The 15,521-nt window shown below is 69.0% G+C and carries 13 protein-coding genes; 10 read left to right on the forward strand and 3 right to left on the reverse strand.

Annotation, left to right across the window (positions count from 1 at the left end; all coding sequences use genetic code 11):
* Positions 1–1,279: 1,279 nt before the first annotated feature.
* The 10 genes from BL254_RS18705 to BL254_RS18750 all read left to right on the forward strand — a co-directional run bounded on the left by BL254_RS18705 (position 1,280) and on the right by BL254_RS18750 (position 9,606).
* On the forward strand, positions 1,280–1,954 hold the full coding sequence (locus tag BL254_RS18705) for an E2/UBC family protein (RefSeq protein WP_175648416.1): 675 nt from the start codon (positions 1,280–1,282) through the stop codon (positions 1,952–1,954).
* Entirely contained in the window at positions 1,954–2,487 is a 534-nt protein-coding gene (locus BL254_RS18710; protein ID WP_076844319.1) for a hypothetical protein, read from the forward strand. Before BL254_RS18705 ends, BL254_RS18710 begins: the two co-directional genes overlap by 1 nt.
* Positions 2,488–2,523: 36 nt before the next feature.
* Positions 2,524–3,549 (forward strand): ThiF family adenylyltransferase, encoded by a 1,026-nt coding sequence (locus BL254_RS18715; protein WP_076844321.1) that lies wholly within the window; start codon positions 2,524–2,526, stop codon positions 3,547–3,549.
* A 49-nt stretch (positions 3,550–3,598) separates the two neighbouring features.
* The gene (locus tag BL254_RS18720) at positions 3,599–4,696 is read left to right on the forward strand and encodes a reverse transcriptase domain-containing protein (RefSeq protein WP_076844323.1); all 1,098 of its coding nucleotides are present in this window, start codon (positions 3,599–3,601) and stop codon (positions 4,694–4,696) included.
* Positions 4,687–5,706 carry a CRISPR-associated endonuclease Cas1 gene (gene cas1, locus BL254_RS18725; RefSeq protein WP_083731195.1) on the forward strand — a complete coding sequence of 340 codons (1,020 nt, stop codon included), beginning with the start codon at positions 4,687–4,689 and terminating at the stop codon, positions 5,704–5,706. Before BL254_RS18720 ends, cas1 begins: the two co-directional genes overlap by 10 nt.
* Positions 5,707–5,708: 2 nt before the next feature.
* On the forward strand, positions 5,709–5,996 hold the full coding sequence (cas2, locus tag BL254_RS27320; RefSeq protein WP_047223745.1) for a CRISPR-associated endonuclease Cas2: 288 nt from the start codon (positions 5,709–5,711) through the stop codon (positions 5,994–5,996).
* Positions 5,993–6,289 (forward strand): CRISPR-associated endonuclease Cas2, encoded by a 297-nt coding sequence (locus BL254_RS18735; protein ID WP_047223746.1) that lies wholly within the window; start codon positions 5,993–5,995, stop codon positions 6,287–6,289. Before cas2 ends, BL254_RS18735 begins: the two co-directional genes overlap by 4 nt.
* A 748-nt stretch (positions 6,290–7,037) precedes the next feature.
* Entirely contained in the window at positions 7,038–7,913 is an 876-nt protein-coding gene (gene cas6, locus BL254_RS18740; protein ID WP_139342399.1) for a CRISPR system precrRNA processing endoribonuclease RAMP protein Cas6, read from the forward strand.
* Positions 7,914–8,216: 303 nt separating this feature from the next.
* Entirely contained in the window at positions 8,217–8,513 is a 297-nt protein-coding gene (locus BL254_RS18745) for a hypothetical protein (RefSeq protein ID WP_047223748.1), read from the forward strand.
* Between the two features lie 424 nt (positions 8,514–8,937).
* Positions 8,938–9,606, forward strand: a complete 669-nt coding sequence (locus BL254_RS18750) for a response regulator transcription factor (protein ID WP_076844329.1) — start codon at positions 8,938–8,940, stop codon at positions 9,604–9,606.
* Positions 9,607–9,669: 63 nt separating this feature from the next.
* On the opposite strand, the gene BL254_RS18755 is transcribed toward BL254_RS18750, so the two are convergent.
* From BL254_RS18755 to BL254_RS18765, 3 genes are all read right to left on the reverse strand, one after another.
* Positions 9,670–11,271 (reverse strand): AAA family ATPase, encoded by a 1,602-nt coding sequence (locus BL254_RS18755; RefSeq protein WP_076844331.1) that lies wholly within the window; start codon positions 11,269–11,271, stop codon positions 9,670–9,672.
* Positions 11,272–11,626: 355 nt separating this feature from the next.
* Positions 11,627–13,405, reverse strand: coding sequence for a GAF domain-containing sensor histidine kinase (locus BL254_RS18760; RefSeq protein ID WP_076844333.1), 1,779 nt, complete (start codon positions 13,403–13,405; stop codon positions 11,627–11,629).
* A gap of 298 nt (positions 13,406–13,703) precedes the next feature.
* Positions 13,704–15,461, reverse strand: a complete 1,758-nt coding sequence (locus BL254_RS18765; RefSeq protein ID WP_047223751.1) for a PP2C family protein-serine/threonine phosphatase — start codon at positions 15,459–15,461, stop codon at positions 13,704–13,706.
* Positions 15,462–15,521: the final 60 nt, after the last annotated feature.

Consider the following 15,521-nt stretch of genomic DNA (forward strand, 5'->3'; position numbering starts at 1 on the left):
GTTTCAATCCGGTGCGGAAAGTTGGGGCGGTGCGACAGTACCACGGATCCTGGGGGGTCTGACCTGGGCGTTTGCAAGATCGTCTCCCAACCTGCCGGGAGGGGCTGTGGATAACTGGGCGGAAATTCTTGATCGTTTATGTTTGCACAGGTCACAGGGTTATAGATCTTTCCCACAACCTCCCCGCTTCTTCGGCGTGTCGGAGGTTGGGGGCAACGATCATGAATCGGACGTTTGACAACCAGGCGCATCCGTGCATCACCCCGTTCCGCTGGCGGAGACCGACCGTTACCGCTCCATCATCCGTCGGATGCCGGTGGGCACATCCATGAGGGATAAGGAGAGCTGCGATGACGGACCCGCCTCGGCTGCGCATCGACGAACATGGGGTCGCCGTCCCTGTCGACCTGCCCGGCCCCCAGCCCCGGCCGTCGGCACCGGGACCGGCGCCGGCGCAACCATCCGCGGGGCGGCTACGGTATACGCCGGCTGATCACCCGGCGGTCGGGTCTTTGTCGGTCCAACCGCTCGCGGCCAGGAGTATCCCGGTTCGGGCGCGGGCCAGGCCGCGCCCGGCAGTGGCGGCCCAGCCGTCGGGGGCGGCTCAGTATCGCGATTCGACGTACCGTCCACCGGTTGCAGCTCGTCCGGCCAGGCACACACCTCCCGCTCCGGCCAGCCGTGGTGCTCTCCGAGGCCCGGCTTCCCGACGTCCAACCGATGGCGTGCCTACCCAGCACGGATGGATTCCTGACGTCGCCGGCGCTCTCGCCTCGGATGCCCGTCCCAGACGGACTCCGTTACCGGATCGGTCCCCACCGCTGGGTCGGCCATCGCGGGCTGGCCGACCCAGCCGGCCAGCAGCGGCGGTGAGCCCGGGTGCGGCACGGGCGAGGCGGCGGGCGCCGTGGGCGGGCTTCCGCATGACGGCGCTGCTCGCCTGCGGGCTCTTCGGTGGTGTCCTCTGCGCCGCGCCACCGCCCCGAGCGGCACCGCCCGCGCCAGCATCGCTTCCCACAGTAGTCAGACTGGCGCCTTACGTACTGCCAGACGCGAAGAAGCCGCCCATGATCAGACTCGAAGCGCCTTCATCCTGGCGGCAGTACAGGTAACGGAGCGGCATGGTGACGCGGCGCCAACCCGTCACAGAAAGATCACGTGCGGGCCACAGGCGGAGATGCGCCGCCCCATCCGTCAGACACAGGTGAACGCCGGGAAGGCGGCGCATCGGGCCGATGAGCACCGGGCCAATGGGAAGAACACCGACGAGGAGAGCACCGTGGCCAAGACGATCCGTATCAACGGTGTCGACGTCCCAGTGATCGCGGACGATCTGACGGGCGCCGAACTCAAGCGGGCCGGCGGGATACCGGCCGACCGTGTTCTCGTCCGGCAGGGGCGCGACCGGAACACCATCGTTCCCGACGGGCAGCGTATCCGGATCGCCGACGGCGAGGTCTTCGCGCATCACGCACGGCATTCCAAGGCTGCCGAACCGGCCACCCGGCCCAGCGGCGGCGGCAGCGGCGGCAGCAACAGCGGTGATTTCGCACCCTCAAATCTCCGCCATCGCCGGGTCCGCTGGGAGGCCGCGCAGYTCGCCGGCGGCTACCCCGGTCTGCGTGTCGCGGACGACGACTCGTGGGTCATCATCCCGGATTTCCGGCTCCCCGCCGGCTGGTTCCCGGACCGCACCACCGTCCTGCTCGTCCCGCCCCTGACCTACCCCGAGTCGGCACCGGACGGCTTCTACCTCGGTTCACAGCTCCAGCGCCGTGACGGTGACCGGCTCGTCAGCCCGGGACACTACTTCCAGGGCCACAAGAATCCGTACGCCGACCTCGGCTACTTCTGGTACTGCCTGGAGGACACCGGGCACAACTGGAACGCCGAACACGACTCGCTCATCACATTCGTGGAAGCGATCAGGACCTACCTCGGGACGGCGGACTGATGAGCCCCACCCGCTGCGTGGTCCGTGTTCCCGAAACCGTCTGGCGGCAGACCCGCCGATATCTTTTCGACGTCCCGGTCGAGCGGATGGCGTACCTGCTCGGCCATGCCAGCGAATGGACGGATCCGTGGGGACGGGCCACCACGGACATATTCGTCCGTTACGCAATCCCCGTCCCGGACGATGCTCTCACGTTGYAGACCAGCGTCCGGGTCGAAGTGGATCATACGCTGACCAGAGCGGTGCTGCGTGAATGCTACGAATGCGCGTTGTCGCTCATCGACGTCCACACGCACCCGTTCGCCGACCGCTCGGTGTGGTTCTCCGGCCATGACGAGGCGAACATGCGGATCACCCACGCCGATTTCTCCGACACGATCCCCTCCCTGCCGCCTGTCTTCCCCGCGTCGCTCGTGCTCGGGCAACGTTCCGTGGCRGGCATGTGGCGGAACCCGTCCACCGGCGTGCTGGAAACCATTGACGAGCTGCGGCTGCTCGGCCGCTCCGAAACCACCGTGGAACTCGTCCGATAGGCATCCGACAGGCATCGGAATCCCAGGAGCGTCAGCATGGACCGCACACGGTTGGTCGAGGGCCGCTTCGACCGGCAGGTACGCGCGTTCGGCGCGGCCGCGCAGGCCAGACTGCGCGATCTCACCGTCGCGGTGGTCGGCGTCGGCGGCGCCGGATCGCTTGCCGTCCAGGGGCTCGCGCATCTCGGCATCGGACGGCTGCTCGTCGTCGACCCCGACATCGTCGAGATCACGAATCTCAACCGGGTGGTCGGGGCCACTCCCGACGACGCCCGCCAGAGACGTCCCAAGGTGGACGTGGCCGCCCGGCTCGCGAGGAACATCGATCCCGCGCTGCCGGTCGTGGCACTATCCGGCGGGATTCTGGAGAACGAGGTGTGGAGCGCGTTGCGCTGCGCCGACGTGCTCATCGGCGGTGTGGACGGCCACGCCCCGCGCTGGGCGCTCAATCTTCTTGCCGTCCAGTACGGCCGGCTCTACATCGACATCGGCGTCGAGATCAGCCGATCACCGGATGCCTTCAGCGACGATACCGATACCGACGAAGAGCCCGGAAACGACGGGCTCGGAACGCCGAGAACATCGGAAGCACCCGGAGCACCCGGAGCGCTGGAGGTCGGCGGGCATGTCGCCGTCGTCCGCCCGGGAGGGCCGTGCCTGCTGTGCCAGTGCGGGTACGACCCGGCCGCCGCGGCCCTCGAGCTGGACCCGGCCGCGCGGGCAGCCCGCCGTGCCGCYGGCTATCTGCCCGCCGACGCGCACGACCCCGCACCGAGCGTGCTGTTCCTCAACCAGGYGGTCGTCGCGTTCGCGCTCGGTGAGGTCCTGAACTGGGTGTGGCCGTGGCGCCCACCGGCGACCCATCTGCTCATAGATCTCGTCCGCCCCGCGGTCGTCACCCTCGACGCCGACCGGGTGGACGGCTGCCCCGCGTGCGGCTCCGACTCGGTGCGCGGTCTCGGCGACGCGGGTGGAATCCCGCCGTTCCCCTCTCCCGCGCATTCCAGGCCGCCAGCCGTTTCCGATCAGCTGTTCCAGCAAACCGTTTCATACAGCCGGTAATCGGGATTTCGTCATTTCGTCCGTCAGGACAGGTTGGAGGTGATTGACGGTGACGGTGGTGAACAGCGGCAACAGCCCACTCGACCGGATGGCACGCGAATCCACTCTGTGGGGAGCCTGGGCGCGGGTCGCGGCGGGCAGCGCCATGGCCGGCGCGGACGGGATCGGTGTCGAGACGTTCGGCCGGCAGCTCGGGGTGCGGCTCGACCGCCTCGCCGAACAGCTACGGACCCGGACGTACGAGCCCCAGCCGCTGCGGCTCATGACGATCACCCGGGGCGGGAAGCGCCGCCGGCTGGGTCTGCCGACCGTCCGTGACCGGGTCGCCCAACGCGCCTTCCTCGAGGTCTGCGGGAAGCGGCTCGACGCCTCGTCCGCCGAGGTCAGTTTCGCCTATCGGCGTGGCCGCTCGTGGYTGGACGCGCTCGCGCAGGCGGAGCGGTGCCGAGACGCCGGCCTGCGTACCGTCCTGCGAGCCGACATCGCCGAGTTCTTCCGCGAAATCGACCATGAACTGCTCGCGGACGCGCTGGCCCGGACGGCCATCGGTCCGGAGGCTGTCGCGCTGGCGCGAGCGTGGGCGTCCGCGCCCCTGCTCACCGAATACGGCGTGGTCGACCGTGGCCGCGGCCTGCCCGAAGGCGCACCGGTGAGTCCCGCGCTGRCCAACCTGTACCTGCGGGACTTCGACCAGGTCGTGCACGGCCGGCGCGGGCATCTCGTCCGATATGCGGACGATCTTGCCGTGTTCTGCCCGGACGAGGAGGCCGCCCTCGCCGCCGCGACCGATGTCGACGCCGCGCTGACCAGCCTGCGGCTGCGGGCGAATCCCGGCAAGACCTATGTGTCGACGTTCGACACCGGCTTCTCGTTCCTCGGCTGGGTGTTCTTCCGGGACGGCGGATGGGCGGAGTCGCCGAACGAGGGTTGGACGCACCCGATGTCGGTGGGACGCAACGCCTCCGGCCACCGGCCGGYGACCGGGGAACGCCCCGATGGTCACGATCTTGGCCGTGCTCCGACGCGGTTTGGTGATGGTGTACCCGGCGGCGGGCGGGGCGGCGGTGAGGCCGCGTCGCGCGGCTGGCCTACGCCGGATGCCCGTCGGTCCGCGGCGGGCGGACGGGAGCGGCGACCATGGCTATGATCACCAGGCAGCCGCTCTACGTCGGGGGCCACGGCTCGGTGCTGTCGAAGCGCGGCGGGCGGCTGGTGGTCTCGCGGGACGGCCAGGTCGTCACGTCCGCGCCGTTGTCCCTGGTCGCCGAGGTGATCCTGCTCGGCAACGTCACGGTGACCACGCCGACGATGAACGCGCTGCTCGCCGACGACATCCCGCTCGTGTTGCTGACCGATGACGGGCGGGCGCGGGGCCGGCTCGAGCCGCCGTCCGCCCCGCACATCGAGGTACGGCGGCGGCAGCTCGCCCGCTCCGGGGACGAATCCGCCCGGCTGGAACTGGCCCGCGCCGTCGTCCGTGGGAAAATCCACAACCAGGACATTCTGCTTCGGCGGCGCGCCACGGGCAGCACAAGCCCGGACGAGGTGTGGGCGCTCGCGCACCGGCTCGCCGAGCTCGCGAATCTCGTGGACGAGGCGCCGACGCTCGGGACTCTGCTCGGGGTCGAAGGCGCCGCCGCCGGTGCCTATTTCCGGGGAATCCGGCTGCTGCTCGGCGACACGGCCGCCGGTGGCTTCCGGCGGCGGGACCGCTCCGACGCCGACATCGTCAACGTGCTGGTCAACTACTGTTCGGCACTGCTGCGGGAAGTCGTCATGGGAGCGGTCGTGGCCGCCGGCCTCGACCCCTACCTGTCGTTTCTGCACACTCCGGGCCGTGGCCGCCCAACACTGGTTTTCGACCTGATGGAGGAATGGCGGCCCATCCTGCTGGAATCGACCGTGCTCGCGCTGATCAGGCTGGGTGCGGCGCACCCTGAGCATGTGACGGTGACCCCGGACGGGCCGCGGCTGRCACCGGAGGTCACATCGGCGGCCATCAAGCGGTTCCGTGCCCGCCTGGCGACACCGGCACGCGGCTGGCCCAAAGGAACCGGGAGCGGGTCGTACGCGGAAAGGCTGCGCGGCCAGTGCCGGGAATTCCGCGGCTGGGTGCTCGGCGAATCCGAGGAATACCAACCGTTCCTGTGGAGGTGACGGTGAGCATCCTACGAGCCGGTTATGTGGTGACGTTCGACATTTCCCATGACGCCCGTCGGCAGCGGGTCGGAAAAGTTCTCGAACGGCACGGCCCGCGCATCCTTCACAGCGTCTATGACATCGACGTCCCACCAGCGCTGATGGGACGGCTCGCCAACCGGTTTACCGGCATGATCGAGCGGCGGGACCATGTTCTCGTCCTACCATACTGTGGCAGTTGCGGGTCCTCATGGGCGGGAATACCGATGGACGCCCCGCCCGCGGGCGGCTGGATCGTGACATCGTGAAAGGGCCGGTCGTCGTCCTGTACGACATCGCCGACGAAGAGCGCCGCGCGCTCGTCCGCACGGCGCTGCGCCCGTTCGCGGACCGTTTTCAGCAGAGCGGCTGGTACATCCCGCCCGTCGCGGGATTCACCGCGACCCGGGTGACCGCCGGGTTGAGCAGCCTCATACTCCCCAGTGACCGAGTCGCCGCCTACCAGCCCTGCCCCCGATGCGCCCAGGATATGCGCTGGCTCCCCACAGACGCCTGGCGTCCCTCCGACACCCCGGCCGGTATTTTCATGTCTCACCGGTAGCACCCATTCATCTCCGCAACACCCGGCTCAACTCCAGTGAACAGCACCATCCACCCCAATCCGATATGGAAAGTTGGGGCTCTGCGACCGCACCGAAGCGGGACGGGGGAGAGGTGGGTTTGGTTTCAATCCGATGCGGAAAGTTGGGGCTCTGCGACTCTGGGCCCGATCCCTCATGCCGGAGGGCGAGTGTTTCAATCCGATGCGGAAAGTTGGGGCTCTGCGACAGTACCACGGATCCTGGGGGGTCTGACCTGGGCGTTTGCAAGATCGTCCCCCAACCCGTTGGGAGGGGCTGTGGATAACTGGGCGAAAATTCTTGATCGTTTGTGTTTGCACAGGTCACAAGGTTATGGATCTTTCCCACAACCTCCCCGCTTCTTCGGCGTGTCGGAGGTTGGGGACAACGATCATGGATTAGTCGTTTGACAGTAAGAGTGGTTTGTGCTTCGACCTGCKGGCGCGCGYGCCTYACCCCTCCATCGTCCGTCAGGGACAGGTGGGGCGTGTCGGCGGGGCGCAGGAGGGAGACCAGGCCGCCGGGCGCTGCCGAGTGAGGAGGCTCAGGAGCGGCGCGCATGCTTCAGCGGCCTACCGTGGAGATCCGGAGTGAGTCCGGGGGACCGCGCCGCGAGAAGAACCCCTGACGCGGGCGTCCCCACATAAAAGACATAAAATGGAATAAAGGGATAATGACAGTCAAAACTATAGGATCAGCAGGTGAACCGCGGAGGATGGAGGGTGAGCTGTGCCCGCTCGTGTTGTCGTGGCTGTCAGGCCGGCGTCGCCGGGGGCGCTGCCGCCGCCGGACACGGGGCCGGCGGTCAATGCCGCCGTGCTCGCGGCTGTCCGTGAGGAGCTCTCGCCCGAGGCCAGCGCCTGGCTGCATGACGGCTCCCCGGGCGGCCCACCGGCGCGGCCGTTCRCCATCACCCCGCTTCTCGACGAACACCAGCGTGCCCCCAACCGGTCGTCGGTGACCGTCCGTTTCGAGGTCGGGATTCTGTTCGACGACATCATCGGCTCGATGTTCGGCGCTCTGCGCAACCGTGACCGGTGGCGTTTCGGCTCCACCGACTACGTGACCGAAACGGTCGAGTTCGTCCAGGTCGAGCCCTACCCGGATCTGCTCGCCGCCGCCACCGCCGCCCCGGCGACATCGTGGGCGTTCGGGCTGGTCACGCCGGTCAGTTTCGCCACCGGACGCGGTGACGGTGCGCGCCGCCAGCGCATCCTGCCCGAGCCCGAGCGGGTGTTCGGCACGCTGGCCGCCCGGTGGCTGCGCTGGGCGCCGTCCGTCGCGCCGTTACCCGCCGACGTCGAGGCCGCGATCGGCGATCACCTGGAGCTCGTCGACATGCGACTTTTCACCACCGAGTACGTCATCAAGATCGGGACGCCGAAACGCCGTGGCTGCGTCGGGTTCGTCCGCTACCAGCTCGCCGCGCCGGCGGACGTTCCGCCGCGGACGCGCGGCGCCATCGACGCCCTTGCCCGTTTCGCCTGCTACGCGGGCGTCGGCGACCGCACCCCCAGCGGCATGGGCTACGTCATCGCCGATCCGGACGGGGACGGCACCGCATCGGGTGCCCGGCCGGCGCGTCGTCCCGCCCGCCCCGCGTGACGCGCCGGCCCGGGTAGGCAGACGGAGCCGCGCGGCCACGCCGGAGGCCGTCCGTTCCAGAGGCCGTCCGCATCCTTCGTGGTGTTCCGACCGGTATCCGGCTACCTCCCGCCAGCGCCGAGCTACCCCGGGCTGCAGGGTCCCACCGGCGCCTGACCGTCTGATCGGCGCCGGTGTTGTCCGGCGTGTTGTCTAGTTGATGTCTGGTTGTGGGCTGGTTGCCCGGTCGAGGTCCCGTCCCAGGTGGTTGCGGCAGGCGGGCTGGGAAATGCTGCAAGATACAGGTGAGAAGGGAGCGACCGCATGACCGACACGAAGACAGCCTGGGACGACGTGGCAAACAGTCTCACCACGCTGGGGCAACGGGTGAAGGCGCACTTCGACGACGTCGTCGGCGAGCGTCCGTTCGACCGCAGGGGGGTCGACGAGGCACTCGCCGAGCTCCGCGCGACCCTGGACCGGGCCTATTCCGCGGCCGGCCAGGCGGCGAAGGACCCGACAGTCCGCGAAAGTGCCTCAAAGATCGGCTCATCGTTCGTGGAGGCGCTGTCCAGCAGCCTGATCGATCTGGGCCAGCGCCTGAAGAAGCTCCGCCAGTAACGAGAAGCCTCGGGCTGGCGGGGTCCGTGAGCGGGGCGAGCGCCTAGCCGGCCATCCGGGACATGATCCAGGCGAGTTTGTCGTTGTGTACGCTTTTTGGCGCCATAAGCGTACACAACGACAAACTCGCGACGATCTTCCGTGATGGTTGGCGGCCCGGCCCGGCCCGGTGCCGGCTGGCGGCCGGCCTGGCTGTCACGGCTGTCACGGCGGACGGTTCGCTCGGGGCCGACGGTCCGTCCGGGGGCCGTTGGAGACCTGTCGGCGAGAATCCGTGAATGCCGGGACATGTCCGGCCTGACAACGGGCGGGTGTCGTCCGCTGGAAACCGGAAAAACCGTGGGATCCGAGACCGCGGGGATCCTGGCAGCGCCAGAGCAGTCCGAATGGTAAACGGTGGCACCTGCAGGTAGTGTGCTCCGCCATGGATCCGGTACGGGTATTTCTTCTGGATGATCACGAGATCGTCCGGCGTGGCATCCGGGAGGTACTGGAGGACACCGGGGAAATCCGGGTCGTCGGCGAGGCATCGAGCGTGAGCGAGGCGCTGCGCCGCATACCCGCGYCCAACCCGCAGGTCGCGCTGCTGGACGCGCGGTTGGAGGACGGCAGCGGTATCGACGTGTGCCGGGACATCCGCTCCGCGCATCCGCAGGTCGGCTGTCTGATCCTGACGTCGTACGACGACGACGACGCCCTGTTCGCCTCGATCATGGCGGGCGCGGCCGGCTATCTGCTCAAGCAGATCAAAGGTACGGATCTCGTCGGCGCGATCCACACAATCGCCTCGGGACGCTCCCTGCTGGACCCGGCCGTCACGCAGAAGGTGCTGGCCCGGCTGCGGGAGGGCCCGGCCGAGGACAGCAGGCTGGCGACGCTCAGCGAGCGGGAACGGGAGATTCTGCTACTGATCGCCGAAGGGCTGACCAACCGGCAGATCGCGTCCAGGATCCACCTGTCCGACAAGACGGTGAAGAACTACGTGTCGGCGATCCTCGACAAGCTCGAGCTGACCAGCCGTACCCAGGCTGCGGTTTACGCCACGAAACTCCAGGGGCAGCGGAACGAGCAACAACAGGCCGCCCAGAAATAGGCCCGCCGCCGCCTCGTCGGCGCGGACGAACCGCGTACGCGGGGGGCGCTACGCGCAGCGCGCTCATGGCGCGTTCACGCGGCGTTGGACGGCCAGGACTGCCTCGCTGATCGGCACCGCCGTCTGGATGACGCTGGCGGTCGGCCACGGCTGGGCGCGGGCCGCCATCGCCTGGTGGACGGCGAGGGTGGCGTCGGAGGGGTCCTCCCCGGCGGCGGCACGGCGGGCGATCCGGGCGGCGGCCACCTCCGGCGAGGTGACGCAGCGCAGTTCGACGAGGTCACTGCTGGTCTGCTCGGCGAGGGCGGCGGCCGCGGCGCGGTACGCGGCCGTGGACCACGACGCGTCGAGCACGACGCTCTCACCTCGTTCCAGGGCATGGCGGGCCCGGCGCAGCAGTTCGGTGTAGGTGGCGTCGGTCGTCTGGGCGTCGTAGTACCCCTCGAACAGGCCGGCGGGGATCTGTGTGTCGGCGGGCAGGCCGGCCAGTTCCTTGCGGACGACGTCGGAGCGCAGCAGCACCCAGCCGTCCTCGGTGTCGACGAGCCTGCCGGCCAGGGTGGACTTGCCGGTGCCGGGCAGGCCGCCGATGAGGACGAGCCGGACCCGGCCGCGCCGCAGGTGCAACAGCGCGATCCTGGCGAGCCGGCGCGCCTGCCGGGCGGCCTCCGGCGCGCCCTGGCGGGCCCGGATGCAGGAGACCTTGGCCCGCACCAGCGCCCGGTAGGCGATGTAGAGATGCCGCAGCGACGGCGGATGCTTCTCCCCCGCGAACTCCCCGTACCAGGTCAGGAACCTTTCGGCGGCGTCGGCGGCGCCAAGGCGCTCCAGGTCCATGGCGAGGAAGGCGATGTCGCCGAGCACGTCCCCGAGCCGCAGCCGGCGGTCGAACTCGATGCAGTCGAGTATCCGTGGGCCGTCGTCGAGGCAGTAGATATCGTCCGCGAGCAGGTCGCCGTGCCCGTCCCGGATCCAGCCGGCGCGCTGGCGCTCGGCCAGCAGCGCCGCCCGGCCGGCGAGGTAGCGGGGGGCGAGCCGGCCGATCTCGTCGATGGCACTCGAGTCGATCAACATCCCGCTGAACGGCGCGATCCCGGTCAGGCTCTCCTGCCACAGTCCCTCGAGGGTGGCCGGGCTGCCCGCCTCGGCGATCTCGGGGGAGGTCGGGCACCGCTGGTGGAAGGCGGCGAGCAGCCGGGCGAGCGCGCGCAGCTGCCCGTCCACCCGCCGACCCATGGAGATCATGYTGGACAGGCGCCGGTTCGCGGGCATCCGCCGCATCACGACCATGTGGTCCACCAGCGTGCCGGCATTGTCGCGGATGTCGGCCACGCCGAGATAGACGTCGGGGGCGAGGCGGCGGTTGAGTTCGACCTCGGCCCGGCAGGCCGCCTCCCTCGCCTGTCGGGTGCGGAAGTCGAGGAAGCCCAGATCCAGCGGCTTCTTCACCTTGAAGACGCGGTCGCCGGAGAAGTACAGCGTCGCGCTGTGCGTCTCGACCGTCTCCAGGCCGGAGAGCACCGCCCTGGTGAACTGCCTGTCGGTGAGCTGCTCATCGGTGAACCGCGAGCCGTCGAGCTCGGGGCGTCCGACCTCGAGATACATGTACGGACGCGCGTGCGGGCCCGTACGCCTCGACACTGTCGTCCGGTCATCGACGGTCATAACACCTCCAACATCAGAACATGTCGCGACGGCAGGTGTGACAGCGCTCATCCGGACCAGCCGGACCAGCCGACCGGTACAGGACCGGGCGCAGGCACGGCGCCGCCGCCCGATGYCCATCCTGGGCCGGGAGGGAAGTAGAAACGACCGTCGGAGGTTTCCTCGGGGACGGGCCGTTCGGACCCCGCCACACGGACCTCCGGCCCACAACCCCGCCGAATGATGCTCCCCGGACGGGACGAACCGTCCCAGACAACTCACGCGTCCTGCCCGAACACGCACCGCACGAACGGATCTGGTGACAGCGGGTGAGTTCCGGCTGGCTCCACCGGCCGCGCTGGGAGCCGCGGGTCACTCAGGCCAGGGGCACGGACCAGCGCAGGTGGGTACCACCTTCGGGCCCCGCGGAGAGGTCGAAGGTACCGCCGAGATCTTCGGCTCGGCTGCGTATGTTCGCAAGCCCGCTACGACGCTCCGTGTTCCCGATGCCCACGCCGTTGTCGATCACGTCCACGCTGAGCTGGCCCCCGGTAACCCCTACGATGACCTCGACGCTGCTGGCACGGGCGTGCCGGGCCGCGTTCGACAGGCCCTCCCGCACCACGGCGAGCAGATGCTCACCGGCCGCCGCGTCCACCGCCGTGTCCAGCGGGCCTTCGAACCGCAGGTACGGCGCGAAGCCGAAGGCGTCGCTCACCGCGTCGACGACGGAGGCGACCCGCGCCCGCAGGCCGGAGCCAGCCGTCGTCCGCCGGCCCCGCAGCTCGRAGACGGTTGACCGGATCTCACGGATCGTCACGTCCAGATCCTCCACGTACGTGGCCATCCGACGGGCCGGCCCTGGCCGCTCCTCAGCGGCGGCCAGTCCCTGCATGCCGAGCGCAACGGCATACAGCCGCTGCATGACGTGGTCGTGCAGGTCACGAGCGATCCGGTCCCGATCCTCCAGGACGACGATCCGTTCTCGGGCAGCCCGCGCCTGGGTGATCTCGAGAGCCGTCGCCACGTGCCCGGCGAACGCCGCGGCCATATCGAGATCACTGTCCGTGAACGGCGTGGCGCCGTGCCGCCGGCCGAGCACCACCGCTCCGTTGGCCACCTGGGAGCCCGCCAACGGGACGATCATCAGCGGGCCGATCCCATGCGTGTAGGGATCGTTACCGCTGGCCTCGGCCGCGGCGTCCGAGACGAGCAAAGGTGCGCACGTCCGCACCGCCTTGCCTCCCAACGAGCCGTCCATGGGGATTATCCTGCTCTGCAGGACACCGGCGTCGTCACCGTCGGCAACCTCTACGGTCAGGTGCGACGAGGGCTCCCCGCTGAGGAGTATCGCGGCCACGTCCGCGCCGGCGAGCTCCCGGGCACGACTGACGATCATGTTCAGCGGCCGCTCGCCGTCACCAAGCACGTGACGGGTGATGTCCGCCGAGRCCTGCAGCCACCGCTGGCGACGTTGCGCCTGGTCGAACAGCCGGGCGTTGTCGATGGCGATCCCGGCGCTCGCGGCCAGCGCCAGGACGAGTTCCTCATCCTCGGCCGTGAACGTCCGGCCGTTGCGCTTCTCCGTAAGATAGAGGTTGCCGAAAACCTCGCTGCGGACCCTGATCGGAACGCCGAGGAAGGTCTGCATGGGCGGGTGGTTCGCCGGGAAACCGACGGCCCGGGGGTTCGTCGCGATGTYGTTCAGGCGAAGCGGCTGTGGCTGTGCGGTGAGCAGGCCCAGCACCCCCTGCCCCCGCGGCAGCTGTCCGATCTTCTCGACCAGAGGCGGCTCCATGCCGACGTGGATGAACTGCTCGAGATGCCCTTCCCTGGCGATCACCCCCAGAGCACCGTACCGGGCGTCGACCAGCTGACAGGCCTCCTCCACGATGCGGCGCAGCACCACCTCCAGGCTGAGGTCGGCGATGACCGTCCGGGTGGCTCGCAGCAGGCCGCGCAGCCTGCTCTGCGTCTCGATGACATCCTGCRCCCGGTCGATGAGCTGGGCGAGCAGTTCGTCGAGTTCCAGGCGGGCAACTGCCGGGAAGGCCATCTCTCTCACCGGCTCCACGGAGGAGTCACCCGGCAGGGACGCGGATGCGGCGGAATCCGGCACACCCGTGGAGATCTTCCCTGTCTCCTGGTCGTCCATACCTCAGACACACTAACGGAAGTAGGCCAACACCGACGAGCCCTCTGGAATGATCGATCCAAGAATTCCACACCCCCATTCGGGAGCCCTGCGTATATGTATTCCGTACGGAGCGGCACCGACGGTGCCCACCTCCCGAATATTCGTACTGAACTGACCGGACGCGTCGAATACCGTTTTGTCATGATGCGGCCGGTCGCCGGGAGTCAGCCAACCGGTGCCCGGCCACGCCCGTGACGCGCTCGCCCGTTCTACCCGGACCACGCCGAAGAACCGACGCGAAGCTGCCCCGGACCGTCTACCCGGACACGGCGGTGGCATTTCTCGACAGGGTGACGGTATCGCCCACCGGATAAACGGCTCCGTCCGGGCGCTGCGCCGGGGCAGCAATGACGTCGGACACGCTACGGCCCACCGCGACCGCAATCTGGTCGTCTGCCACGCAGCCGCGGGAATGCAGCGCGACAGCCGTGAAGAGATCACTGACGAGGGCGTCGGGATCCCTGCCGGGAAGGCGTGTCAGCTCGTCGGCCAGCCGTCGGAAACCGAACTGGTTCCCAGCTGGGCCGCGCGCCTCGGTGATGCCGTCGCTGTAGGCGCACAGGACGTCCCCCGGCGCCAGGCGGGCCCGCTCGGTCCGCCACATGCCGCTGCCGTCGGGCAGGATGGCTGCGACGAGGGGACCTGTCGACGCCAGAGTCACAAGCCCCGCCCTTCCGGCTTCGTTTTTTCCACCTCCTCTCGCGTCCAGGCCGTCTCCGACAGCCAGGGCCTCCCTTTCCACATCCGGATCCGCGTCATCCGAATCCGCGCCATCCGGATCCGCGTCGCCCGGATCCACACCGCCCGCCGTCGCCTCGTCCGCGGCCGCACCCCGTCCGCCGCCCGGATTTCGGACGATCACCGGCCATGGGTGCCCGGCGTTGGCGTACTCGACAAGTCCGGTTTCAAGATCTACTATTGCGACGAACGCGGTCGCGAACATCTCACCGGTGTCACCGAGGCATCGCTGCACCTGTTGGATCGCCTCGTCCGGGGTTGCCTCGGTGAGCAGCGCGGCCGCGAGAAGCTGCTTGACCAGCAGCGCGTGCACGCCGGCCACCGGCCCGTGCCCCGCCGCGTCCCCCACGGTGAACCCGAGACGACCATCGGGCAGCTCGAAGGTGTCGTACCAGTCGCCGGCGAGCAGGCCCTCCGCCGGGATGATCCGGCCTGAGATCCGCATGCCCGGGATCTCGGTCACGGACGCGGTCAGCGCGTCCCGCACCGCCGCCGCTGTCGGTCCCTGTTGGCCGATCGCGGCCAACACGCGCAGACGCATCGCGTCCAGCCCCTCTCCGAGCTCGGCCATCTCAGCCGGGCCGTTGCGCGGCACGGCCCGGTCGTAACCGCCACGGGCAAGTTCCCCGACCGCGCGCAACAGCCCACGTAGCGGCGCGAGGAGCAACCGCCGGACACCGACGACCAGCACAGCGACGACCAGAAAAACCAGGAACACGGCACCCAGCGCACCGGCGAGCAACTGCCACCCGGCCCCGCCGGCCTGAGTCGACATCTGATCCTGGTGACGTAAAATTTCCTGCTGCATCGTGGCCACCCGCGTACGCATGGTGTCAAAGCTTGAGTTCCTCGTGGCGGCCGCCTCTGCCGAATGAATGACCACCATGTTCTCGGCACGCACGGCGCTCATCGCGGGATCCGCGTGCGAGCTCCATACCCCGTACGCTTCCGTCACCTGCCGCACAAGGTCGGGCAGCCGTCCGAGACCGGCAACGGAGGCGGACAGCTGGTTGATTCTGGCCGAAATATCCCGGGACCCGGCCAACGCAGACCTGTGAAGTTCGGACTGGCCGGTTGTCAGGTAACCGCGCCAGTCGCTGTCCTCAGCGGCGAGATGATCAAGGATGGCGGCCACGTCTGCCGCGGCCGGCTCCAGCCGGTCGTTCTGGACAGCGGTGACGTCCGCCGTTCGGACTGCGGCTGCCAGCGCGGCCCCGAGGCAGCCGAACGCGATGGCCAGCGTAATGGCCACCACAACGGCCACCTTCCTCTTCATCCTGTTCTCCCCCACGCCGACGGCCGTCTGTCGAGCGGTAGCCCTGGTTATGAAGACCGC

Source organism: Protofrankia sp. BMG5.30 (assembly GCF_001983005.1).
GTDB lineage: Bacteria > Actinomycetota > Actinomycetes > Frankiales > Frankiaceae > Protofrankia > Protofrankia coriariae.

Coding starts and splice junctions, on each gene's coding strand:
- BL254_RS18765 (WP_047223751.1), bottom strand. CDS start 15,461: ATGAAGAGGAAGGTGGCCGTTGTGGTGGCCATTACGCTGGCCATCGCG.
- BL254_RS18745 (WP_047223748.1), top strand. CDS start 8,217: ATGACCGACACGAAGACAGCCTGGGACGACGTGGCAAACAGTCTCACC.